At 46.3% G+C, this 24,200-nt stretch carries 24 protein-coding genes; 8 read left to right on the plus strand and 16 right to left on the minus strand.

Translation table 11 applies throughout. The features are described 5' to 3' along the window. Positions 1–9: 9 nt before the first annotated feature. Complete coding sequence (locus tag QUA34_RS22835) at positions 10–714, minus strand: Uma2 family endonuclease (RefSeq protein WP_333389334.1); 705 nt, start codon at positions 712–714, stop codon at positions 10–12. A 102-nt stretch (positions 715–816) separates the two neighbouring features. Between QUA34_RS22835 and QUA34_RS22840 the strand changes: the two genes are divergently transcribed. The 4 genes from QUA34_RS22840 (at position 817) to QUA34_RS22855 (ending at position 3,807) form a co-directional block, all read left to right on the plus strand. After that, positions 817–1,413 (plus strand): polysaccharide deacetylase family protein, encoded by a 597-nt coding sequence (locus QUA34_RS22840; RefSeq protein ID WP_333327412.1) that lies wholly within the window; start codon positions 817–819, stop codon positions 1,411–1,413. An 8-nt stretch (positions 1,414–1,421) separates the two neighbouring features. After that, positions 1,422–1,715 (plus strand): hypothetical protein, encoded by a 294-nt coding sequence (locus tag QUA34_RS22845; RefSeq protein ID WP_333327415.1) that lies wholly within the window; start codon positions 1,422–1,424, stop codon positions 1,713–1,715. 123 nt (positions 1,716–1,838) lie between these two features. Next, positions 1,839–2,462, plus strand: a complete 624-nt coding sequence (locus QUA34_RS22850; protein WP_333327418.1) for a restriction endonuclease subunit R — start codon at positions 1,839–1,841, stop codon at positions 2,460–2,462. A 73-nt stretch (positions 2,463–2,535) separates the two neighbouring features. After that, the gene (locus QUA34_RS22855) at positions 2,536–3,807 is read left to right on the plus strand and encodes a bifunctional sterol desaturase/short chain dehydrogenase (protein ID WP_333389335.1); all 1,272 of its coding nucleotides are present in this window, start codon (positions 2,536–2,538) and stop codon (positions 3,805–3,807) included. A 110-nt stretch (positions 3,808–3,917) separates the two neighbouring features. Here the strand turns inward: QUA34_RS22855 and QUA34_RS22860 are convergent, their stop codons facing one another. Next, complete coding sequence (locus tag QUA34_RS22860; protein ID WP_333327423.1) at positions 3,918–4,733, minus strand: phytanoyl-CoA dioxygenase family protein; 816 nt, start codon at positions 4,731–4,733, stop codon at positions 3,918–3,920. Positions 4,734–4,915: 182 nt separating this feature from the next. Beyond that, positions 4,916–5,515: a glyoxalase-like domain protein gene (locus QUA34_RS22865; RefSeq protein ID WP_333327426.1), complete on the minus strand. Its 600-nt coding sequence runs from the start codon at positions 5,513–5,515 to the stop codon at positions 4,916–4,918. A gap of 120 nt (positions 5,516–5,635) precedes the next feature. On the opposite strand from QUA34_RS22865, the gene QUA34_RS22870 reads away from it, so the two are divergent. Further along, complete coding sequence (locus QUA34_RS22870; RefSeq protein WP_333327428.1) at positions 5,636–6,040, plus strand: gamma-glutamylcyclotransferase; 405 nt, start codon at positions 5,636–5,638, stop codon at positions 6,038–6,040. 20 nt (positions 6,041–6,060) lie between these two features. Here QUA34_RS22870 and QUA34_RS22875 read toward each other — a convergent pair whose 3' ends face one another. From QUA34_RS22875 to QUA34_RS22890, 4 genes are read right to left on the minus strand one after another with little or no spacing between them, the layout of a single operon-like run. After that, positions 6,061–6,390 (minus strand): response regulator transcription factor, encoded by a 330-nt coding sequence (locus QUA34_RS22875; protein WP_333389349.1) that lies wholly within the window; start codon positions 6,388–6,390, stop codon positions 6,061–6,063. 6 nt (positions 6,391–6,396) lie between these two features. Beyond that, the gene (locus tag QUA34_RS22880; RefSeq protein ID WP_333327431.1) at positions 6,397–6,780 is read right to left on the minus strand and encodes a response regulator transcription factor; all 384 of its coding nucleotides are present in this window, start codon (positions 6,778–6,780) and stop codon (positions 6,397–6,399) included. A 54-nt stretch (positions 6,781–6,834) separates the two neighbouring features. Beyond that, positions 6,835–7,107 (minus strand): ATP-binding protein, encoded by a 273-nt coding sequence (locus QUA34_RS22885; protein WP_333389336.1) that lies wholly within the window; start codon positions 7,105–7,107, stop codon positions 6,835–6,837. After that, positions 7,083–7,427: a hypothetical protein gene (locus QUA34_RS22890; RefSeq protein WP_333389337.1), complete on the minus strand. Its 345-nt coding sequence runs from the start codon at positions 7,425–7,427 to the stop codon at positions 7,083–7,085. The genes QUA34_RS22885 and QUA34_RS22890 overlap by 25 nt, the downstream gene beginning before the upstream one ends. A 222-nt stretch (positions 7,428–7,649) precedes the next feature. Between QUA34_RS22890 and QUA34_RS22895 the strand changes: the two genes are divergently transcribed. Beyond that, complete coding sequence (locus QUA34_RS22895; RefSeq protein ID WP_333389338.1) at positions 7,650–10,028, plus strand: NACHT domain-containing NTPase; 2,379 nt, start codon at positions 7,650–7,652, stop codon at positions 10,026–10,028. Between the two features lie 168 nt (positions 10,029–10,196). Here the strand turns inward: QUA34_RS22895 and QUA34_RS22900 are convergent, their stop codons facing one another. The 3 genes from QUA34_RS22900 to QUA34_RS22910 all read right to left on the minus strand — a co-directional run bounded on the left by QUA34_RS22900 (position 10,197) and on the right by QUA34_RS22910 (position 12,201). Next, positions 10,197–10,802 carry a zf-HC2 domain-containing protein gene (locus QUA34_RS22900; RefSeq protein WP_333327439.1) on the minus strand — a complete coding sequence of 202 codons (606 nt, stop codon included), beginning with the start codon at positions 10,800–10,802 and terminating at the stop codon, positions 10,197–10,199. Positions 10,803–10,942: 140 nt separating this feature from the next. After that, positions 10,943–11,602, minus strand: a complete 660-nt coding sequence (locus tag QUA34_RS22905; RefSeq protein WP_041622468.1) for a sigma-70 family RNA polymerase sigma factor — start codon at positions 11,600–11,602, stop codon at positions 10,943–10,945. Positions 11,603–11,709: 107 nt separating this feature from the next. Beyond that, positions 11,710–12,201, minus strand: a complete 492-nt coding sequence (locus QUA34_RS22910; protein ID WP_333327442.1) for a molybdenum cofactor biosynthesis protein MoaE — start codon at positions 12,199–12,201, stop codon at positions 11,710–11,712. Positions 12,202–12,837: 636 nt separating this feature from the next. On the opposite strand from QUA34_RS22910, the gene QUA34_RS22915 reads away from it, so the two are divergent. Next, positions 12,838–13,239, plus strand: coding sequence for an SH3 domain-containing protein (locus QUA34_RS22915; protein WP_333327445.1), 402 nt, complete (start codon positions 12,838–12,840; stop codon positions 13,237–13,239). A gap of 137 nt (positions 13,240–13,376) precedes the next feature. Here QUA34_RS22915 and QUA34_RS22920 read toward each other — a convergent pair whose 3' ends face one another. Next, positions 13,377–14,357 (minus strand): aspartate carbamoyltransferase catalytic subunit, encoded by a 981-nt coding sequence (locus QUA34_RS22920; RefSeq protein WP_333214740.1) that lies wholly within the window; start codon positions 14,355–14,357, stop codon positions 13,377–13,379. A 646-nt stretch (positions 14,358–15,003) separates the two neighbouring features. On the opposite strand from QUA34_RS22920, the gene QUA34_RS22925 reads away from it, so the two are divergent. Then, on the plus strand, positions 15,004–15,222 hold the full coding sequence (locus QUA34_RS22925) for a DUF4327 family protein (RefSeq protein ID WP_193973492.1): 219 nt from the start codon (positions 15,004–15,006) through the stop codon (positions 15,220–15,222). A 165-nt stretch (positions 15,223–15,387) separates the two neighbouring features. On the opposite strand, the gene QUA34_RS22930 is transcribed toward QUA34_RS22925, so the two are convergent. The 5 genes from QUA34_RS22930 to QUA34_RS22950 all read right to left on the minus strand — a co-directional run bounded on the left by QUA34_RS22930 (position 15,388) and on the right by QUA34_RS22950 (position 24,055). Continuing rightward, complete coding sequence (locus QUA34_RS22930) at positions 15,388–16,629, minus strand: protein kinase domain-containing protein (protein ID WP_333327450.1); 1,242 nt, start codon at positions 16,627–16,629, stop codon at positions 15,388–15,390. Positions 16,630–17,432: 803 nt separating this feature from the next. Beyond that, a complete protein-coding gene (locus tag QUA34_RS22935; RefSeq protein ID WP_333389339.1) occupies positions 17,433–19,736 on the minus strand; it encodes a serine/threonine phosphatase in 2,304 nt (767 codons plus the stop codon). A 351-nt stretch (positions 19,737–20,087) separates the two neighbouring features. Next, positions 20,088–22,643 (minus strand): DHH family phosphoesterase, encoded by a 2,556-nt coding sequence (locus tag QUA34_RS22940; RefSeq protein WP_333389340.1) that lies wholly within the window; start codon positions 22,641–22,643, stop codon positions 20,088–20,090. A gap of 118 nt (positions 22,644–22,761) precedes the next feature. Further along, entirely contained in the window at positions 22,762–23,577 is an 816-nt protein-coding gene (locus QUA34_RS22945; RefSeq protein WP_333389341.1) for a PD-(D/E)XK nuclease family protein, read from the minus strand. Positions 23,578–23,749: 172 nt separating this feature from the next. Then, positions 23,750–24,055, minus strand: a complete 306-nt coding sequence (locus QUA34_RS22950; RefSeq protein WP_333389342.1) for a type II toxin-antitoxin system RelE/ParE family toxin — start codon at positions 24,053–24,055, stop codon at positions 23,750–23,752. Between the last annotated feature and the right edge of the window lie 145 nt (positions 24,056–24,200).

A 24,200-nucleotide genomic window follows, 5' to 3' on the forward strand; every position in this document is an offset into this window, starting at 1 on the left:
GTAGCCTCTCTACAAAACGGGATTTGGGAAAGCAGCTAACTGTTGGACAAACTCTTGGTGCGTGGCACTGTTTAATCCCGTTTGAAGAGTTGCGATCGCACTTGGCATATCCCCGTCTAAGAGTGCTGAAACAGCCAGCCACCACCCCGGAAAAACACGGCTGCGGATAATTCCTTCTGCATCGGGTAGCAGAGAAATATATTCTTCTTCCTGCAAGGAAAACCAATCAATCCGGCGATCGATTACTTGCCAAACGAGATATTCTTTCACCATGCTGCGGCGGTCAACTCGCTTTTTGTCCCGCAGATCGAGCGTAGCGGTACTAGCAGCAATTTCGGCAACAAATTCCGGCGCGCCTACAATGTAGCCGTCATCACTGAGGCTAGTTGCACCGCCGCGTCGGGAATCAATTAGCAGTACAGCATCGGGCTGGAATTCGTTATCCACGTCGAGACGCACGGTGGGGTTATCGCCGAGCCAAGTATGTTTGGTAAAAGCAGCATAGAAGCCAAGACAAGTCATCAGGCGAGCATGGGGTTCGGCGTGGGGTTCAAAGGGTAAGGGTGAAGCAATATAAACAATTCCTTCGATAAATTCTGCTTTTTTGAGTCCCGGCATTGCTGTATAGCGTCGCTCGAATTCGGCACGGGTGAGCAAATCGCCATTTTCCAAAGGAGGGATGCTGATGCGGCTGAGATTTGCGGGAGCAATCATGGCTTTTCTCCTGTTGTTATGCGTCGGTATCTTGCGATTTTATCTAATTTTCGGCATAGCTGTAAGCCAGAGTTATATTATCAGAAATAAATGCTGTGGCAAATGAGTACCAAATTGGCCAGTCAATGGGCGCTAAAAATATTGTTTTTAATCGGATCGATCGCCCTAATTTCCCTTATTTCTGAAACGCGACAAACTGCAAACTCAAATTCGCTCGCCCAACAAATCGCACCCGTTGAAAATCCCCCACCAAACCTGCTGAAACCTCCCAAACAAAAAACACCACATTCTCCCCCCGCAACTCCCTCTCCCAAACCTCCCGAACAACCTTTAGTCTTTGCACCGCCCGCGCAATTTCGCAGCAAAATTGTTTATAAAGCCAGTATTAACAACTCAAAAGTTATCGCCCTGACATTTGACGATGGCCCTTCGCCTGAAACTTTGAAAATATTAGAAATTTTGCAGAAACATAACGCGGCAGCTACATTTTTTTGCTTGGGTGCAAATTTGCGGGAGTATCCAGAAATTGCGAAAAGAGTTGTGCAAACGGGAAATGCGATCGGAAATCATACTTGGCATCACTATTCTCACAATGTTACCGAAAAAACAGCATCGGATGAAATAGATAATACTGGCGTTCATATTTATCGATCGACTGGGGCAAAAAGTTTCTTGTTTCGTCCCCCAGCGGCCACTTAAATAACGGTTTGGCAAATGACGCTCAAAAGAAGAATTATGTAGTGGTGATGTGGTCGATCGATCCTAAAGACTTTCTGCAACCTCCGGCTGCTGCGATCGCCCTTACCGTGCTATCCCAAGCTTCAACGGGGGCGATCGTATTATTGCACGACGGCGGGGGAAATCGCCAGGAAACAGTCGAGGCGCTATCTGCAATTATTCCCAAACTTAAACAGCAGGGATATCGTTTTGTCACCGTGCCACAATTGCTGGAAATGCAAGCTGGACAAAAACAGCGAATTGGCAATCAAAAATCCCCATGAACAGACATCTGGGCCCAATTAACTTACTCAGAATTTCATCTGCGTTCATCTGCGTTCATCTGCGGTTAAAAATCCCAATTATGCTAAACTTATTAATAATCATAAAACCCTTTATTAATCACAATGCAAAAACTACAATCAAGAGATATCAACCTCCGCTATCTAATCGATAACTTCGGCTTGCAGCGAGTTCGCAACAGCGAATTTTTCCGAGAATGGCAAGAAAACTTACCCGAAGTAACCGACTCGGAAAAACAATTGCTCGATCGCGTTCAAGACATATACTTCAACTTGGTAGACCCCCCGCCTGTACTGGAAAATGCAGTCAAGCTAACAATCATCAGCCCCATTTTGTTTATTGCCGGTCTGTATGAGTCTCCTTTTCAAGTCAAAGCCGAAAAGTCGATCGCCATTCAAGAGGAAGACGAAGGCAGAATAATCGAAGGCAGAATAGATATCCTAATTATGAAAGCAAACTTGTGGGTGACAGTAATAGAATCCAAACAACTTTCGTTTTCAACTGACGAAGCACTTGCCCAACTCCTGACATATATGCTGGCAGATCCGAACCCAGAAAATCCTACTTTTGGGATGATTGCCACAGGTGCTAACTTCAATTTTGTCAAGTTAGTTAGAGGCGAAACTCCCCAGTATGCGCGATCGGCTGAATTTGTTATTTCCAATCCCGGCAATGAATTGTACCGGGTTTTGCAGATTTTAAAACGCCTGAGTCAACTTCCAGACTAGCAATAAAAGCCATTTTGAGTTATCTTTCAAAGCAGACAATATCTAATATCTCAAATTTCAAACTGGTGCGAGCATGGTAAATTACTGGATAGTCGGCGCTGTGGCAATAGCTTCTGTCTGCTGGGCAGAAATAATACGAGACTTTTATCACGTCGTGTCCCATTATTGGGCCCCCCTGCAAAAGCTGCACACTTGGCATCACCGCGTTTTCCGCCCGAATTTGACCCCCGTCAGCGAGACAATTTACAAGCAAGCACACTGGCGTCACGACGTGCCCGAAGGTGCGGCGATGATGGTTTTAGGCTTGTTGCTGTGGGTTGTAGCTTATTTTGGGCTACCGGAATATCACTGGGGTGCAGCAGCCGGTTGTATTTATACTTTAGGCTTTTTGTTGAGCGCGATCGCCCGCGGGTGCGGCATCAAAGGCGCAGACGAATTAACCGACATCACCCACCAACCCGGAGACTTCCTGACTCCACCTGGCAAGTGGTTAGTTAATAAACCTTATCACTGGCGGCATCACTTCGACAATCAAAATGCTTACTATTGCGGTACTTTCACCTTAATAGACAAACTTATGGGTACAGCACTTTCTCTTAAAGGCAAAACTGTAGCCGTCACCGGTGCATCGGGAACTTTAGGGCGTTTGCTACTCAAACACCTGCACAAAGCTGGTGCAAAAGTGATCGCCCTCTCATCGGGAAATCAAACAATTACTTTGGATGTAGACGGCGAAAATTTACCTGTAAAAACCGTAACTTGGCAAATAGGTCAAGAGGCAGATTTAGCAGAATTGTTAGAAAAAATCGATATTCTCGTAATCAATCACGGGATTAATGTACACGGAGAAAGAACAGGAGAGGCGATCGCAAACTCCTATGAAATTAACACTTTTTCCGCGTGGCGGCTGATGGAACTGTTTTTCTTAACAGTCCGCACTAACGAAAACATCGCTTGCAAAGAAGTCTGGATCAACACTTCCGAAGCAGAAGTAATTCCCGCTGTCAGTCCCCTGTACGAACTCAGCAAGCGCGCCCTGGGAGATTTAGTCACCCTGCGGCGGCTGGACGCGCCCTGCATCGTTCGCAAACTGATTTTAGGGCCATTTAAAAGCAACTTAAACCCGATCGGCATCATGTCTCCCGACTGGGTAGCGCAGCAAGTTGTCAAACAAGCTAAAGCCGATGCCCGGAATATCATCGTGACAATTAATCCCTTGACTTTTATCGTTTTTCCAGTCAAAGAGTTTTTTGTTTCTCTCTACTTCCAAATTTTCAGCCGGAAAGCAGTCTCTTTGACAGATATAGAATTAGAGCGATCGGGCGTTGAAGTAATCACTAAGTGATATCAAATCCGGTTAAATCAACCTAATGCTTCTAGGGTTCTAGGTGAAGTACGAATGACTTGCGAAGTACGTTCGGGCTTCACCTAGTGAGGGTACAGTAAGAATTGGTATTACTTCTTTCCTACCAACTCTGCTCTCTTTAGAAGTAGTTTCAGCCTGCTTGGCCACATTTGCTTGAGATTCCAGCGATAACCAACGTATTTCAAATGATTCCAGGGGTTCAGCAAACCTGTATGAAGATTAACAAACTCTGGCTGGGATTTACCGTTACGGGCAACCACAAAATAGGGTGGTTTGATAGAAGGATCGACGTGATTGAGGGACATGTACTCAATCACGTAAGCCCAGCGGGTTTCCTGGGAAACATTAGGTGTGGTACTGTGAAGTGTCAGCGAGGAAAACAAAACAATATCCCCCGCTTCTGCTTCAATGAAGAGTGGACTGTCAGGAGTTCCATCATACACAGCATAGTTACCTTCAACTTTGTGCGGCAGCCGTTTTTTGTGACTGCCCGGTTGTAACCACAGCCCACCATTTTCGGGGGTCATTCGGGTAAGTGCAATCCACAGTTGATAGTGATTATCCTTAAGGTTGCTATAGCCATTGTCCTGATGCCAAGGAAAGGTTTCTGCTCCTGGTCCTTTGGCTACTGCCTGATCCCACCGCACCCAGAAATTTGAACCAATGAATTGTGCAAGCAGTTCCACAAGTCGGGGTTGAGAGATGAAGTTTTGGATCTTTTCACTGTATTGGAATAGCTGACTGTGAAAAGTTAAGCTTCCTTTATTCAGATTATTGTCAATGTGCTTCGGATCGGCTTCTTTAATATCCTCGATCAGTATTCTCATCTCGGCTTCTGAAAAAAAGCCCCGGAGCTTAACATATCCATCTTGATTAAACTGCTCGACTAATTTTGTCTGTCCCATCTGCTTTACCTCTTGAATCAAGTTCTCGGTTTTAAACAATGTTTGGGAGAAATTAAAGATTTAGTTAAGTTGTAACGGAGACGAAGAAGTCATAGCAACAATGACTGGCAAACTAGTAGCTTTAGAAACCCGCTTTCTGGGAGAAACCGGATTTCTATATCTAAAATTTTTTGCCTGTCAGCTTAATTACTAACCTCAGACATTTCAATGACGCGACCATCGTAATCTTTGACCAAAAAATTCAGAGGCTTTTCCCGGCGAATTTTATAACTAATGCCGCGAGTTTGTACCCTCATCAATAGCTGATCCAAACAATCGCGATCGAAACAAACGTGACGCTGGCGATTTTTTTCCCCTGCACCGGCCCCGCTAATGATGTGCAGTTGGGTATTTTTCATCAACTGATACCACAAACCCTCGGGACTCCCCAGCGTTTGAGAGGTCGTTGCCCTCCCGACATTCGGCGACAAATACAGCGGATCGATACCACTTGTGCCCAAAGTTTGCTCGTAATTGTAGTAGTAGTGCAGCGGCACTTCTGCTACTGGCAAGTTTAGCATACCTTCATAGAACTCCCTCGCTTGTCCGAGATCCGATACCATCACCGTGTGTACCTTCGGAGCACTGGTGAGAAACATCCACATCGCCCCCGCATAGGCAGCCAGCAGCATCACCATAATCCCTTGAGTCGAAAACAAGCTGTCCAGGGGCAGGGACGGCAAAAAAGAGCTCAAGTACAAAGGCCGAAGTCCAAAATCAATAAAACTAACTGCTAGAGTCATGAATTATAAGAAAGGGTAAACAACGAAATTTATCAAGATTGCAGTCGCGATCGCCCGCGAGACTTAAACTATTAGCTTAGCCATCTATGTTAGCAAAAACTAGCGGTTAAGCCCTACCCGATGAAAGTCTTTGTCTACGGCACACTCAAACCGGGGGAGTCCAACTACCTCCGCTACTGCGAAGGAAAAGTTGTGGATGCTTGCCCCGCGATCGCCCGCGGTCAACTTTTTGCGCTGCCGATCGGCTATCCTGCGATGATGGCCGGAGATGGCAAAGTCTGCGGTTTTCTCCTCTGTTTCGCAAACTCGGCTATTTTGGACGATTTAGACCGATTGGAAGACTATCATCCGCTGCGGGAACCGACACAAAACGAATATCAGCGGCAGGAAATCGAAATCTTCGATCGACACCTCAAACCTTTAGGCACGGCTTGGGCTTACTTCATGTTACCCGATCGCGTTCGTTCCCTAGGAGGCATCTGGCTGCCCGACGGCAGGTGGGAAAATAGGTTTTTCACCAAATAAAGTGGTTAATGCCGATGAGCTTAGGAAAGTGCCATTGCAGTGGGCGAAGGCGGCTCGAACCTGTAACCGTAACCCCGAATAGTTTTAATAAACTGCGATCCAGTAGCATCAACTTGAATCATTTTCTTGCGAATATGACCGATATTTACGCTAACAAGTTGCTTTTCTCCTGTGTCGTGGCAGTTCCACCCCCAGATGTTTTCGATTAGCTGTTGGCGACTCCAAGATTGACCGGAATGACTTGCCAAAAAATACAATATCTTAAATTCCAAGCCTGTTAACTTTATAATGCGATCGTTGAGTGTTGCTTCCCGACGCGCTGAATCGATCGCGAATTGATCGAATACAATACGCGATCAAGTGACAGACCTCATGCGTCTCAACACAACTTCTATACGAATTGCCAACTCGGCCAGAGCAAATGGTTTGCAGATATAGTCATCAGCGCCTGCAGAAAGGACTTTAAGTTTATCAGCTTCGTCTGTGCGGCTGCTTAATATGATCACAAAAGCATTAGTACGGCGCTGCATTTCCTGGCAGAGATGATAGCCTGTAGTATCCGGCAAATTCCAATCAAGAACTACTAGCAGTGGCTTTACTTTCTCAAACAATGCTAAAGCAGTCTCGCCATCTACGGCCGAATATACTTGATATTTATGATTTAAAAAGCGATGAATTAAATTGCGGATGGATGGGTCATCATCCACAACTAAAATCTTGGCAGTATTATCAGTAATCATCACCAAAAAGCTCCTTTCTGTTGTCAATGGAAAGCTGGCACTTTCAGAAGTGCCTTAGTCAAGAGTAAAGCCCAGGTCGTTCCAAATAATTGGCAATTCTTCAATCAACTTGGCTTGGAGGTCAAAAGGCTCTCCCATATCCCAAATGTTGACTTCTAGGCGTTCGTTAAATACGGTTATTTCAAGGTTGATCGGAGTTTCTAAGGGCAGATTTTTGTGGGCGTGGCGAACAGCATTCGTAAACCCTTCGATCGTAGCAAGTTTGCACTGCTGCAAAACTGCTTCGGGAATGCGTAGATAGTCTAAAAAAACTGCTCGACCCACCATAAAACTTGAGCAACACTCTTGAGGTCAGTATTTAGTTGAAGGTTAATTGTTTTAATTTGCTGGTGACAACTTCTATGGAATGAACCAATTCGTTGTTTGTGAAACGGCAAATTAAAGGCATTCAAAACATGAATTGCCTGTTTAAAATAACCAAGCTGAGTGGTAGGTTGGTTTGGCATTAGATCAAGCTGAAAATATTTCACAATTAACAGACAGTTTCGCCCCTCAGAAGTGCGGGTATAACTTAGCTCATCTGCAATTTTGCTAATTAGTTTTATACCTATCCCACCTGACGGTATTTCCTCTGCATTATTTCTCATGTTTCCCTCCTTTGTCATCATTTAATGGGTGTTGTTCGCCTACAAAAAAGAGTGGCATTCTGAACAATAAATTTTGCATGATTTATGCCTGACTTTTGCCGTAGGTCGTGCAGTTGTTGTCAGGATCATTTTCTCTTTGTTGCTGGGGTCTTGACAAACTCAGTTTGCGATCGCTAAACTGAGCGAAAACAGACATTGACAATTAGAGAAGTAAATTATATAATGACGACCCTCAAAGCCTCTGAGGAGGGATTAGTAAAAATTAGGCAAGCTAGAAGAGAAAGGGGCTCGACTATAGAAGACCCCAAATGGTTAGTAGAAGCTAGTCAAACATTAGAACCCGATCGAACTTGGACAGAAGCCGGGCCCTATGCCGATGGCCTGTCGCTGCCAACTTGGAGGCGTTTTTTACGAGGACAAGAACCTATTAAAGCCAATGCTTTCAAGGCTTTCTGCACCGTTTTGCAGTTGAATTGGGAAGAAATTGTCGATCGTCCTCCACCAGAAAATCCGCAGCCACGGAATTTAGACATTGATTCCTTAGTGCAAGAAATACGGCAAAAATGCCACACCAAAATCCAACAGCTTTACAGCAAAATGCAACTGTTGGATATTGCACAGCCTGTTGATGTCAGCAACCTGTACGTTGAAGTCAACATTTTGGAGGAAATTACCAGTTGGCAGCCGGGAGAAATTCGCGATTTACTCAGAGACTTCAACCCAGATGCGGATAACTTTAACCGCTTGGGATTAGGTAAAGTATGCCAGAAACGAGTGCCAGGATTGGATGCGGTGAAATCTCACTCTAAATTGATGGTACTCGGCAAACCTGGTTCCGGTAAAACAACTTTTTTGAAACACATCGCCATTCAGTGCGATCGCGCAAAATTTGAAGCCAACAAAATACCGATTTTTATCCCTCTGAAAACCTTTGCTGAAATCCCTAATCTTGACTTATTAGAATATATCAGCGACGAATTTGCCAGTTGCGGAGTAGAAGGGCGCTCGCAAACAGAATTCATACTCAGTCAAGGCAGAGGTTTGATTTTATTGGACGGCTTAGACGAAGTGCCAGAATCTGATAGCGATGCAGTCGTCAGACAGATTCGTCAGTTTGTCCAAAAGTATTACAACAATCAGTTTATTATTACCTGTCGAATTGCCGCTGCTAAGTACCGATTTCACGACGAAGCCTTTACCTGTGTTGAGGTAGCGGATTTTACTTGCGATCAAACCGCTGCCTTTGCGAGCAATTGGTTTGTCGCTTTTTCCCAGAATATGGAGGCAGGGAAAGCTTTAGCATCTCAATTTGTAGAGAAGCTGAAACTGCAAAAAAATCAGCAAATCAGAGAACTGGCAGTAACGCCAATTTTGCTTAATCTGACTTGTTTAGTATTCCAAGCCAAAGCTGATTTTCCATCCAACCGAGCCAAGTTGTATGAGGAAGGAATGGAAATTATGCTCAGAAAATGGGATGAAACCAGAGGCATTCAACGGGATGAAGTTTATCGAGATTTGAATTTTTCCCGCAAACAACATTTACTTGCTTTTGTGGCAGCTATTACTTTTGAGCATGGCGATTATTTTTTTGAAAAAAATACTGTTCAGCAATTGATTGCCGACTATCTGGCTAACTTACCCGATGCCACAACTGACCGCGTTCAGTTAGAAATGGATAGTGAGGTTGTCCTGAAGGCGATCGAGGCACAACATGGATTATTAGTGGAGAGGGCAAGAGGGATTTATTCGTTTTCTCATCTAACATTTCAAGAGTATTTGACTGCTACAGAAATAGTTCATAATTCCGCTCCACAAGCTTTGGGAAAACTGGTCAGTCACCTGACAGAGAAGCGTTGGCGAGAAGTTTTGTTGTTAGCAGTTGGGATGTTGCAAAAAGCTGATGACTTGTTGCTGTTAATCAAACAGCAAGTTGATGGGCTGATCGCTAAGGATGAGCAGTTACAGCAATTCCTACTGTGGGTCAACCAAAAATCCCTTTCTGTTGATTTTCCGTACAAACCTGCGGCAGTAAGATTCTTTTACTTTTCCCTTCTTCCATGCCTTAAGCTTGCTCTTAATCGTCACCCTGAACGTTTCCTTGACCCAGCCCTTTACCTTGCCGTTAAACATACCTTTGACCCTGCTGTTGAATTTACCCTTGACCTTGTTCTTGACCTTGCCATTTTGCCTGTACTCGACGGTGCTATTGACCCAGCCCTTAGTCTTGCCCACGACATTCTTCTTGTCCCTCTTGTTGAACCTGAACTGATGCAAGCACTGCAAAAACTTAAGAAACAACTCCCTCACCCTGATGGTGACAAGGAAATATTTAGGGAATGGTGGCAAGCTAACGGACAAGTTTGGACTAGGGAATTAAGACAAATCATAATTTCCTATCGCAATATAGGTCACGATTGGCAATTTAGCAAACAGCAGAAGTCCTTGCTGAGGAAGTATTACGATGCTAATAAATTGCTGGTATATTGCCTCAATAGCGGTTGTAATGTATCTCCTGCTGTGCGGCAGGAAATTGAGGAGACATTGCTGTTGCCGATCGCCAATATCCAAAAAACACGTGACAAGTGCGATCGCCCGCTCTAATTCCACTCGCTACCTACTCCGATATTAAGATGCGATCACCCCACAATAAGTCATTCCAAGCCAGGAAAATGTCAAAGGATATATCCACCTTGAAAAACTGGGACAAACAGCAAAAAGCCCCCTTTTCTAGGGAGCTTAGCAACTTCATTTATGCTCCAAACAGAAATCCTACTGCGCCTTTGGCAAGGACTTTTGAGGGGTTGCTACATCAACTTTGGGAATATCCATGATCGGTGCATTCACCCCAAGCATCAAATCGTTGGGATTAACCATCTCCACCAGAGGCTCGTTTAAAGCCATAATCAAACCGTCAGATTCAGCAGGAACGGGCGATTGAGCAAACTGGGGAGCAAACAATTGGCGGCCGCCACCGACACCAGACACCACCGCAATCAACAAAGCTGCGATTGCACCTCCACCCAGAATCCAAGTTTGTTTGGGCTTGCGTTCCACCCGCTGCAAAACCTTCGTCGCCAACTCCTCGGCAGATTGTTCTGCAGGAGGCACCGGCATTGCCTGAAAACTCTGCTGCATCATCAGCAGTCGCGAGTACAAACGCTTCGTAGTGGGGTCATTTGTCAGCCACTCCTCAACTTGCCGGCGTTCTGTCGCCGTCACTTCACCGTCGAGGTAGGCACTTAGCAATTCAAAGCGATCGCGCATCATAGTAGTTACATTGCCCTGGGCATAATTGTTGTTAACTTGAGTTTCAGCGAGTGAATCCCCCACACCCTGCAGATTCTGATTTTTATCGGATTCAAAGTTACCATTCATAATTTCCGACTTGCTCTAATTGGGGAATCACGCACTCGCTATTAGAATGATTTACTGCTTATTTATATTTTAAAATAGAAGTTTTGATGTCACAGCAAACCTCACCAAATCTTCTTAACCCGCCTCTGAAATTACTCTTGCTAATTACCATCGAGATATTTTTGCAATTCCAACTGCAATCTTTGGCGAGCTCTAGCAATTCTCGACTTGACAGTTCCCAGAGAAACTCCGGTCATTTCGGCTATTTCCTCATAGGCTAAACCTTCTATTTCTCTTAAAACAATGGTCGTGCGGAATACTTCCGGCAAATCTGCGATCGCCACCCGCAACTGGTCGTAAAATTCTCTAGTCGTCAAATCTTCATCAGGCCCCGGACTGTCTGCCGGAATTTCCCAATCAACCTCGCCATCTTCCAGAGTACGGGGTACGTCCAGCGACAGCGGAGTTCGCACCCGTTTGCGCTTCCGCAACTCATCGTAAAACAAATTAGTGGCGATGCGGCTCAGCCAGCCCCGAAATTTAACAGGCTCTTGCAAACGGTTAATATTGCGGTAGACCCGAATCCACACTTCCTGAGCCAGGTCTGCTCGGTCTTGCCAGTCAGGGGCCAAGTGATAGAGAACCCTGTCTACGTGGGACTGATACCGCTTCAACAGTTCTGAAAAGGCCGTGGTCTCAGGTCGATTTCCTTCCTGACACCGCAACACCAAGTCATAATTAGAGAGTTTTTCGGCTGGCAATTGCACTCTTTGAACGGTCGCCACAACCGCAGACCAGGACACGGAAATAAAGTCGCTCATCGGTGGAATTGGCTCATCGAACATTCCACACTTTTTGACGTTAGGGGATCGTAACAAGTTCCCCTCTGCAATCTCAAATCTCAAATCTCAAATCTTAAATCCCTTGACTAATGCCCGACAACCTCGCACGCTCCAATACTAACCCAACTGCTAGAACCGTCAGCCCAATGTTCCTTTTTCCAAATCGGTACATTGTGTTTGAGCGTATCTATGGCGTACTGGCAAGCTGCAAAGGCTGAGTCCCGGTGGGGACAGCCAACAGCCACCAGTACGCTGATTTCGCCCACCTGCAAGTGTCCGACGCGGTGGTGAATGGCGACCCGATTGACATCGGCCCACTGGCGGCGGATTTCAGTAGCGATTTGCTGGAATACTCGCACTGCCATCGGTTCGTAGGCTTGATATTCTAGGGAAACTACAGCTTGACCGTCAGTTTGGTTGCGGACTGTACCGCTCATCATTACCACGGCTCCGTTCGCGGGGTCATCTGCCAAAGCGTATATTTCCTCTACAGACAACGGCGCTAAGGTAATGGCGAAGCTGTCTGATGCATGGCGTTGAGGAATTGTGCCGATCGAAAGTGTAGCGAAGGAGTTCATTGCGAAAGAAGTGGTGCTGGAGAAGTTAATTGATCTTGACACAAATCAAGTCGCGATGGATTTGTCTTGCATTCTTGTCGGGGACTTAGGGCGACTAATCTTGAGACCCATCTTGTAGCACGGCCGAGGGCCCGGCGCCATCGCCCCGAACTTCTGCACGAGTGCGATCGGCTACACTATGACTGACCCGAAGCAAATTAAGATTGTGCTTGAAGACGAGCCGGATGCTTGTTCGATCGAATTAACTGCCCATCTTGCTGTAGCAATTCAATAAATAAGTACCAAAATAAGTAGTGTCATTCGCAACTCAGTACAAGCAATTCCCAACCCCAATCGATAACTTCGTTCCCTTTTTAATGACACAGTTAAGTTTAATTCTGCCCGGAGTTCTGATCCGCGTCGGCAAAATTTTTAGCAGCAGATGTAAACTTTATTTATTTTTTTGTTCCGGAAAGCTACATAAATGACATGATATACCTGTGCAGGGTTCAGGAACATTAGCCAATACTCGGCAACAGCAAGACCTTAACGCCCTTTTGTGGATTTTATGAAACATAAGTTAATAATTTGGGCTGTTAATTGAGGTTTTGACCTGAGTCTGCACCAAGAAAGGTTAACAACAATCACGAGGAAACTATGGAAGCACTAGCATTGAGCCACTCTTTTGTTGCTTATGAATCTCCAGAGTCCGAACTCCAAGTCAAGTCGTTAGACCAACTGGGCTTGAAAATTCCTAATTCTGCATGGATAGGCGTTGCAGGTATGGCAGTAGCTCTATCTGTTCTGAGTGTCGGTGGCGAAGCCCAGGCCGCAGGTTGCTACAAACGCTGTGGCCATCGCGCCCATCACGGCCATCACAACTACGCCAAAGTTGTTACGAATGGCGGCCGACTGAATATCCGCAACCGCCCCGATAGCTGTTCTCATGTAATCGGCAAGTTATATTATGGCGATCACGTCAAATTGACTGGTCGTTACAAAAACGGCTGGGCCCAACTCAAAGGCGGTGGCTGGGTGTCTGCGTCCTGGATCTCCTAACTCTTAACTAGAGCACTTTACATTTCTAGAAAGAGTTTTAATCGTTACCCGGCCATACTGGGTAACGATTATTTTAAAGAGGCGATCGATCCTGAAAATAATCGAATATCCGAAATTCATGACTAACAACTAACAGCCTAAACTTTACCGCCGCCGATTAGATAAAGTAATGCCATCCGCACCGCCACGCCGCTGGTAACTTGCTGAGAAATCAGGCTAAACTGGGCATCGTCCATCAAATCCGAACTAATTTCCACGCCGCGGTTAACTGGACCAGGGTGCAACACCTTCACATCCGGCTTGCAAAGTTTCAGCCGATCGCGCGTAATCCCGTACAAAGAATGGTACTCTCGTAAACTCGGCAGCAAATGGTCGCTCATCCGTTCCTTTTGCAGCCGCAAAGTCATCACAAAATCAGCATCGGCCAAAGCCGGTTCAAGCTGCCAATGCAAAAATAATTTGCCTTCCCTACCATCGCCACACTCAGCAAACAACAGCGGTAGCAAAGTTGGCGGCCCGGCCAAATGAACCTCTGCCCCAGAAGCCGTTAGACTCCAAATATTAGACCTAGCCACCCGCGAATGTAAGATATCCCCCACCACAGCAATTTTTTTACCCGCTAAAAGTTCCAGCCGCGGACGTTCGGTATCTAACAGAGCACAAATAGTAAATAAGTCTAGCAAACCTTGCGATGGGTGTTCGTGCTGGCCGTCTCCAGCATTGAGAACGCTGACTCTCGAACCCAAGCGATCCATTTCCGAAGCAATCGTGCTCGGAACTCCAGCTTGTTCGTGCCGGATTACCATCAAATCCGTTCCCATCGCCAGATAAGTCTTAGCCGTATCCAGAATAGTCTCCCCCTTCGTTAGAGAAGAACTTCCAGGGGTAAAATTCAGCGTATCCGCTGACAGCCGCTTCGCCGCCAACTCAAAACTATTGCGAGTCCGGGTAGAAGGTTCAAAAAACAAATTCGCGACCACTTGACCCTGCAGGGCCGGCACTTTCTTCGTGCGGCGGCCGAGCACATCCCGAAAACTGGCTGCAGTTTGCAGCACCGTATCGTATTCGTCCGAGGTAAAATCAGCCAGAGTGAGAATGTGTCGCCTTGTCCAAGTCATACAATTTTAGATTTGAGATTTGAGATTTGAGATTTGAGATTGACTCAATCAGGACGGACGATGGGTTTGGAACTTGCTTGTACGCCCGGTCTGCTGTCGCCTTTGAATGTTCGATCGACATTTAGGGGTGGCGATCAACAGTATCCAACAATTTTTGATCGCTTTTGCGGTGAGTAGAGCTATAATCAGTTTATGTAGTTCACATCCCACTCTCACAGCGAACCCAGCGTCGAAGGTGAAACAGGTGTGGTTTACCCGCAGGAAAGCGGAAATTACGCTGTAGCAGCGAAAGCGCAGTAGTTGCAGTTTCTCCTACGCAAACTCAGCCTTTTCCAGAACAAGCCGAGCGCAGCCCTTGCATATGCTACTATGTGGAAACAATTGAGGCGGCAAACCTTCCACTGCCGATCGACAGCATACAGTGCGACATTTCACAGATGATTAATTCTTTGAAGTCGGTCTTGACTATTCAGTCTTGCTTATAGGGCCTTGTCAAAACGAACAGTGTTGAGATACAAGTTGAATATGTAGCTTCCCGACTAAAATCTACACGTATCTTGGCTAAACTGTTCTTGGCGAAACTGCGATAAAGAGTGTGCGCTGGGAAGTGGTAATTACACAAGATTTAAACAATTCAAGAGGTATTATGAGCCAGAAGGTGATACAGCCGATGGTTAAGTTCCAGCGTCAGGTGCATTCTCTCGTCACGTCTGACATTATCAAGCCCACAGACAGTATTTGGAAAATTGCTCTGCTTTACGGCGACGAATGGCCGTACTGGAAACAGCAATTGCTAGAGTTTGATTTTTCTATGCAAGACCCCGTGAGCGAGTTGATAGCTGTAGAAGCTTGGGACGAAGAATAACAGAGGAGACGGAGGACTGGGGTGTCGGAGAGAAAATTCGAGGCGATGGGGTAAATTTTCTTTCATAAATTTCCGTTGCTAAATTCTTCCCTCTTCCCTCTTCCCTTTGCCCTCTTCCTAATAAATTCTGACTTTTGGCTTTTGAGTTTTGACTTCTGACTTTTGTTACAGGGAACCGGCTAAAGCTCGAGCTAATTGTTGAGCAGTTTGAAAGCGATCCCCAGGCTTAGCTGCCGTGGTTCGCAAAATGGTGTCCCGCAGCTTGGGGGCGATCGTCGGAATATTTTCGAGCTTAAAGCCGTAACCTCCAGCTATTTTCCCGTAAAAGTTTTGAGGGCTTTGGGCCGTCAGCAAAAAAATCAAAGTAGGCCCAATAGCATATAAATCCGACTGAGGTAGAGGCTGTCCCCGGTCTTGTTCTGGTGCGGTGTAACCTTCAACGCCGATGCGAGTCCCTGGTGGAGTGCCGATTTCTTTAACGGCTCCAAAATCCAGCACTGTAATGCAATTGTCGCGGTGGCGCACCAGCAAATTAGCAGGTTTAATATCCCGGTGGACGATCGGGGGTTTTTGAGAGTGAATGTAGTCCAAAACCTCACAGGTTTGGATCATCCACTCTATTGCTTGTTGGGGAGCAACAGGCCCGCGGTTGTAGATGCGTTTTTCTAAATCCTCGCCGTGGAGCATTTCCATCACCAAGTATTTTTTCCCCCCTTCCACAAAAAAGTCAAAAAACTGAGGAATTCCCGGATGGTGGAGGGCCTTGAGAGTTTTAGCTTCACGTTCAAACAGTTCTTGAGCTTTGACTATTTGAGCCATGTCAGCATTCATTTCCTTGAGAACTACCAGAGAAGCTGCGGGGGAACTTCCGGGTTGTTGAGCTTTGGCTTTATCTCGATCCCAGGCTAAAGTCGTTGTCCCCATACCGCCTTGGCCCAAAGTTCGCAGCACTTGGTAGTGGCGCACCGTGCGATCGACTTTAATCGGTTCGCCGCAGTGGATGCAGAATAAATTCCCCGGCGGGTTTCCCGCGTGGGTACACCTCGGTGCCACGAGATTGACGGTGGAGTTCGCCTCAATCTTGCCGCCGACTTCAATAGTAATAGCTTGGAAATGCAGAATTGGGCCGCCCCGCGCCAACTGGATCAGGGCACCATCGGATATCCAACCCTGAGACATCAGAATACCGTTAACCAAAGTCCCATTTGTCCCGGAATTGACTAAATACCACTGACTCGACGTGACGCTATTAACTCTTTGCAATTCCAGATGCTGCCTCGACACTAGAGCATTGGGGATCACAACGTGATTTTCAGGAGAGCGGCCGATGCGAATAATGGATTCGCTCTCGAAACTCCACTGTTGCAGGGGGGTCTGTTTTTCTGGATCTAAAAGAGTCAGCAGCATTTTCGATTGATGTGGTTGAACTCCCTGATTTGGCAGTGAGAGTTGGCGGGAATTTACAAATTTGGGGCGTAGGGCTTTGAAAAATTAGAAATTAAAAATTACTTATGAGCTTCACAGGTTAGTTTCACGAAAACTTTATAATATCCTGATTATGATTAAAGATTTCATAAACAATTAAGTTATAAATAGTTTTTTGCGAACAATTATCCAGAAATTTTCTGAAGGCTCGATCGCTCCTTAAAACACAGTCTATCAATTGAAAAATTGCAACAACAAAAACTAGGTAAACAATCGCTAAACTTTTACGTAAATTTGATGTAGCAGCAGATGGTGATGTCAGCCCCACATATATATGTAGAGCTGACACTTCCCACGTTGCCCCGATAGCGATCGAGTATAAAACAGATTTCGCATTAGCCAGCCTGCAGACTCACTTCATTTTAGTTGATTTTTTTTCATTAGACCAACTATTTTTGTAAGTGAAAGCTCTTTCAACTATGATGAATCCACTTACTCTCAAGCAACTTTTTCCGGTAGATTCCCTGAACAGAGTCTCAAAATTAAAGCTACGGATAAATGGTTGGTACTCTACAGCTTGTCTGCAATAGTATGGGTCTGTAATCAGTTTTTTATCACTCAAACCGAAGCTGTTTTAACACCGGATACCTAAGAACAGAGCGAGCAGTAAAGCCTTGCCCGGAAACGGCAGAAGCTGTTTTTTTTCTCTGCAAGAATTGCAGGTTTAACCCAGGCCGTCACAGGGGGAAGGCGCCACCGTTGAAAAAGTTGGCAGCATCCAAATTCTAAAATCGAAATGCGCCTACCTGCGCCCGAATGATAATTGCCGTGATATTGTCGTGACCGTTGCGTTTGTTACCCAGTTCAATCAACTGGGTAACTCCCTGGTCGAGATCAGCTTGGGGATTGAACAGGGGTTCGAGAGTGTTCTGCCAGTGACTTTCCAACAAATCATTATCTGTCAGACCGTCGGAAGCCAAAATTAATAAGGTATCTTCGCACAAGTCTAAAAACTGCACGTCAGGCTTGAGAAAATTACTGTCTCGCGGGCCGAGGGCTTGAGTTAGTTGATAGGCGTCGGGACGAGCATAAGCAGTTTCCGGGTCAACTCCGCGCTTAATTTCGCGCTGCCCGACTTCGTGGTCTGAGGTGATTTTTTCTAGGGTTTGTCCCTTTCTCAGTCGGTAGAGGCGGCTGTCGCCGACGTGGGCAACGGCGAAGTGGGTGTCTTGAACTAAGACTGCGACTAGAGTTGTGCCCATGCGGGCGCTGCCGGAGCGTCCGTCCTTTTGATTGATTTCAAAGATGGCTTTGTTGGCTAGCAGGACTCCCTCGCGGATGGTGTCTGCCGGAGGTAGTTGATTTTCCCAACGGGTTTGAAAGAATTCTCTGAGAGTTTCAGCCGCTAGTTGACTGGCTACTTCTCCGCTGTCGTGTCCGCCCATGCCGTCGCAGAGAATGTAAAGCCCTTTGGTTTGAAAAATCCGACCGAAGGAGCTTTCTAGTTTGTTGAGCTGAGTCCAGATGCTGAAGAAGTCTTCGTTGTGGTCGCGCGTGCGGCCAACATCGGTGAGACCTGCGTCTTCTAAGCTGTAAATCTGGAGTGGCATGGGCTGGGTTAAGACCTCGCCCACCTCGGGGGGCGACTCGTCGGGGCTGCGGTAATGCCTGCGTGTCGGGGTTGAGCTTGGTGAAGGTGCGGGTTGGAGTTCGAGGGGAACTGTTTCTAGGCGCGATCGCAATTCTTCTATTGTGTTAATCTCGCCTCTGTACATTTGTTGCAGCAGTTCGAGCAAGGCGCCAAACTGAGTGCGATGATCGGACTGGCTAAATATCACCTGCCACAATTGCCCTAAATCTACCAGTTGCAGGTTTGATCCGGCGGGTTCGGGATAGAGGTATTGCAGCCGCAAAGAAGCTAAGGAAAAGGAAGAGTCGGGGTTGACTCGCAAATTTGTCAGTTCCAACAAGCTTTGCCGACAGCGCCAGGGTTCTAGGGCAGCCCAGAGTTCTGTCATTTCGTGCAGCCAGTATAAAATTTGCTGGGTGGAAGTTTCCGGTTGACTCCACCGTTCTACCAGCAGCGGCCATTGGGAACAGTCTTCTAGCAGCAGGACTGCCTGTTCGTTGTCTGACCAGCTATCGTGAATGACTGGCAGGTTTTGAGAGAATTGCCACCGGAGTGCCAGATAAGGTTCAGCTATGCCTTGGCAAAGCTCTGCTAAGGCGGGATTGGTTGAATTTTCTCCGCCTTTGATTGCTGCGGTATAGGGGGATGTTCGTCTGGCGACGCTGGCAGAGTTGGCTGCTAGCATGGCTTTGAGGGGTGACATTTCTAGCGGCTGACAGTCCAATACTGTTACTTCTACTGTGTCTGAGCGTTTTCTCGGCGGCACGGTTTCTAGGAGTTGGTAGCGCTGCTGAGTGTCTAAATAAGCTCCGGCTGGCTGGGAAGGGATTAAATATTGTGAATTGGGGATGGGGACTTCTGGAGATGGAGGGGAGGTGTCAGCTATGTTTGGGCTGTGGGGGTTCTCGGTTGCTTCCTGGATTTGTTTAGGCTTTGGTGCGGTTGTAAAATTCTGCTCAGATGGGGTGATTTCGTGCTCTGGTGCTGTAGTAGAGCTTTTTTCTTTTGTTTGAAAGGATGCTGGTGCGATCGCCCCCACGGCTACCACAGCGTCTATTTCTGCGCTGCTGAATTCGGCGACTTCGGTCTGTGGAGAAGTTGGTTCGACTGCTGTTTGGGGTTCGGCTGGGGTGGTAATTTCTGTTTTAATGGCGTCTGTGATTGCTTCAGGAGAGTTTTGGCGCGATGCGGTTTCTGGAACTATGTCTGGTGTTTGGGGAAATTCGGCTGGGGGTAGGGTTGACTCGTGTGGTTCGACTGCTGGAAAATTCGATCGACCGCAGATAATGGCCCGCCACACTTGACCTGTTGCGACGCCACAATTCTGACATAATGCGGCGCTAAAAGCGACTTGGGCACCGCATTCCTGGCAAGGTTTGTAAATTAGGGAATTTCCGCACTGTTGACAAAACTTGTTTGGATTGGGATTTTCAAATTGGCAGCGGGGACACAGAAGCATAGGGGTTTTAAATGGGAGATGGGCGAGCGAGTTTGGCGGTGGGGAGTTTTGGGTTTTGGGCTGTGAGTTAGGAGTTATGAGTTTTGGGCCTGACTCGCAACGGATAACTCGCATTGCCCTATGCCTTATTTTATCGGGATGAATTCAGAACTAAGATATTTCTTAGAACTGAGATGTGGCCGCCGTGTCAGGAATAGACCTCTTAAGCCAGACCCACAAAAATTTCTCTCGCTTCAGGGGACCAAAAGCCAGCCCCACCAGTGGTAACAGCGTGTGTAACCCATAAGCAAAGTTATCTTATGAGTGGAACGGGCCGGAGATTCCGTTCTTAACAATGGTGCAATATCTCAGTTAGAAGGGAATTGCTATAGAATCTTCTTGGAAAACGGTTTCTCGCGCGATCGACACAATGGTCGAAAGGGGTACTTCACAGAAATATTTCCGCCGGAATTGTTCTTCGGAGACGGCTGCTAAGAATTGCGCTGCACAACGGGCAGCAATCGGGGAATTTGGCACTGAGAATTGAAGGGATTGGCTATCTAATAAGGGTTTGGGGATTTGATCGGGCGCGTCTTGACGCTGTGCGGTTTCGGGTTGTCTGGTGATGTGGAAAGCTCGATCGCGATAATAGATTTGGAAACCGAGATATGTTAGGGTTTTGAACCCTAGTTGCAGCGATGTGTCGCTGATGCCAAGTTTTTGGCGGAGTTGTTGTCTGGTGACGGGTTTGTTGGTGCGGCTGAGGTATTTGGCGATGCCGATTAGCTGTTGGCAGATTTGCTGTGGGGGTACGAGTGGAGGTAAAGTATAGGCGATCGCGAGTTTTTTCTGAGTGTACTGTGCTTGCCGAAACCAGATCCGCAGTTCGTCCCAGCTTGCGGGGCATTCTTTGAGGACGATCGAGTTTTCGCGATCGACCATTTCGGAATTGTAAACTAGATTGTCGATCGGCATTTGAGATTCTAAGTTTGTGCTGGCTGCTAACAACTCTTCATGATTATTTCTATTGCGCCAGTCTACGATCCAATCTATTTTAGTCGGGGAATTGATTTGATTGTCTTCCGTGCGTTCTTGCACTGCTACGAGGCGCACTTCATACCGCGATTTGTAAGTATTAAAATCGAGTTCAACGGTGACATCGCAGCGGCCTTGCGGAACTTCGTTTTGATTGTGTCCCCACCAAATGCCGGGAAATCCCATATCGGTAGATTCATCCCTAATTGTAAATTCTGTTTTAATATATTCTACTTTTTGCCCTTTCAAATCCTTAATTTTTTGATTCCAGAGATTTTCAAACCAGCAGTTTTCAATCAGCAATTTGGGTGCGGGGTTGCCCATACCGCAGGGTTCGAGCAATTTTAGTTCTTGAAATAAGTCTTTGCCTAATTCGGAGACAGTAATTTTTAGGTCGGCTTGAACGGGGGCGGCTGTTAAACTATCTGTGCTGTATTGTTGTCGCAGTTGCTGATTTACCGCATCGGTAAATAGGGGGATATTTTCAACGGGGAGACTCAATCCGGCGGCGAAAGGATGACCGCCAAATCTGTGCAATAAATGCGCTTGGTCTTTGACTAATTGGTAAAGGTCGATTTGATTGGCGGAACGCGCGGAACCCCTGGCAATGTTGGATTGGGAAAGTGTTGGTGATTCTGAATCTAAGAAGGAGGTAAATTGCATTTCTGGGGAATTTTCATTAATTTTTTCGCTTCCTTCTGTGCTGAATAAAATCACGGGGCGGCCGTATTCTTGGGCGATTTGTCCTGCTACTAATCCTAATACTCCTACGGGCCATTGGGGGTCGCTGAGGACGATGACGCTAGTAGTTGAGAGGTCGAGTTTGGCTAGTTTGTTGGCGGCATCTTTGGCAACATCTTTTTGTAAAGATTTACGTCGGGAGTTGGCAATTTCGGTTAAATTTGCTAGTTCATCACAGCGTTTTTTGTCGCGGCTGGTGAGGAGTTCTACGCAGAAGCTGGCGTCGCCTTGAATGCGGCTGACGGCGTTGATTCGGGGGCCGAGGCCGAAGGAAATGTCGGTTGGGCGATCGCCCGATCTTTTGCACAGTTCGAGCAATTTTGCAACTCCTGGGCGGGTGGGATTTGCGATTTGTTTTTGCAGTTGTTGGATGCCGATTTGTGCTAGGTAGCGGCTGTCTCCTGTAAGTTGGACTAAATCGGCAATTAAGCCGATCGCTACTAATTCTAATAAATCTGTGAGCGGGCGCTGCGGAATATCGGGTAATGTGTGATATAGTGCTTCAACTAATTTGTAAGCTACTCCAACTCCTGAAAGGTTAAATAGTTGGTGGTTTGGGGGAAAGTAGCGGGGATTGATAATGGCTGTAGCTGGCGGGCGATCGTCTGGTAATGTATGATGGTCGGTGATAATTGTATCGATGTTTAAGGTGGTGGCATATTCGATTTCGGCGATGTTGGTACTGCCAGTATCGCAGGTAATAATTAAGCTAATTCCAGATTTTGCTAAGGCATCTATTCCCGCAATATTGAGTCCGTGAGATTCGGTTAAGCGGTTGGGAATGTAATAAATTAGTTGGTCATTTTGAGCAAAAAATTCTCCCATTCCGTCCCAAAGTACGGAGGTTGAGGTAATGCCGTCGGCGTCGAAGTCTCCCCAAATTGCTACTTTTTCGCCGCTGTTTCGTGCTTGCTGGATTCTTTCTATCGCCCAGTTCATTTCTAGTCCGAATTCAAAGGGGCTTGCTGGTTGGTAAAGTTGGGGATTTAAGAAACCGGGTATTTGTTCGGGGTTTTGAATTCCTCTATACCAAAGAAGTGCAGCGGCATAGTTTCCGGGGAGTTCGGGTGCGTGGTTTCTGACAGCTTGGATCAGCCAAGCTGGGGGTTGGGATAGGGGTTGAGTTGGCAAATTTTGAAGTAGTTCTGTCATAAGTTATTTCATTAATTCCTGTAGGGGCGGGTTCACCAACAATCTTTTATTCACATTCACAATATCTATAAACCCGCCCCCACCGGGGACTAATAGTTGGCATAGTAAAAGATTTGAATTAAATAGACATTTCCTCAATGATAGCAAGATTTGGCAGCCAATCTGTGGGAGTTTCTGCGGAAAGATTGGGTGAGGAAGCTGTGTTGTCTGTTGTGCGGTTGCAGCGAGTGGCGAATTGACAGGAATCGCACAAATTGGAACTCATTTCTACTTGGGGTAAGAATTCGCCGTCTTCGGTATAGCGCTGTCGCCACTCGGTTAGCTGCTGCAATAGGTGGGTTAAATCTTGTTTTGTGCGATCGTGTTCTGTTTGGTTGTAATAAAATGTGAGTTTTTGCGGCGGTTCTTCTCCTTGCAATTGTACGAACCAGTATGTCATGGAAACTTGTTCGGGAGAATAGTCGCTGGTTTCTACTAAGACGTATAAATAGAGGCGAGTTTGCCAACTTTCGGCTATCCATTTTGATTTTTGAGGGCGGGGATAGGTTTTCCAGTCGAGAATTTGGGCGGCGTTTGGTTCGGCTATTAGCAAGTCATAGATAACGGTGAATAGGTAGTCTTGGAAAATTAGGGTGCGGGGGTGTTCGGCTTGGCGGAAAACTCGATCGCTATTTTCTGAATTAGCGAAAAGTTCGGGTGCGGTGTTGATAAATGCTGCCACGCAGCGTCCCAGTTCGGGGTCTTGTTGGATGATAAATTCAATGGGAAGTCCGAGTTCTCGCTGCTGCATTAATAGGTGAAAGTGGCTTCCCCATGTGAGTTTTTCTTTGTGTTCTGGGGATGCGGTGGTGGCGAGGAGTTCTAGGTAGCTATGTTGGAATTTGCGGGGGCATTCTTCGAGGATTTTGAGTTGCGTTTGGGATAGTCGGAGCATTTTTTTATGATTTTAGATTTTATATTTTTTATGATTGTAAGTATAGATCTTTTTTTTACCGCAGATGGACGGAGATAAACGCAGATAAATTAGGGCGATCGCGTTTTTGGAGGAGAGTGCGATCGCCCTTTTTTCAAAGTGCGATCCCCCGTTCAGATATATTTAAAGCTAATTAATCTTCCCCTAACTCTGAAAACAATAATTCCAAGTCTCGATCGCCCCGCAGCACGCGAGCAATATCAATCCCGTCCGATCTCGGGTAATAAAAAATTAAATAATCCCTAACAATAAATCCGCGCAAGTTGGGGGATAACGTCTCATAGCGTTTGCCCATATTGGGAAATTCGGCGACAAGTTTACATTTTTGACGAATTGCATCAAAAAGCTCGCTTGCTGTCCTAGGATTATTTCGACTAATATAATCGCAAATCTCATTCAAATCTCGGACAGATTCATCTGAAAATGTATAACTGTTCATTAGCTTTCCTTGTGACTAGACAGTTGTTTAACGTCCAAAATCCGTTCAAATAGGTATTTGTATACTTTGCAGTAGACATAACCCCGATAGAGGTTTTTTTATCTAGCGACCTCTGTCCAGTTATTAGTATGCGGGAAAGGGAAAG

Source organism: Microcoleus sp. POL10_C6 (assembly GCF_036701585.1).
In the GTDB taxonomy this organism is placed as follows: Bacteria; Cyanobacteriota; Cyanobacteriia; order Cyanobacteriales; family Microcoleaceae; genus Microcoleus.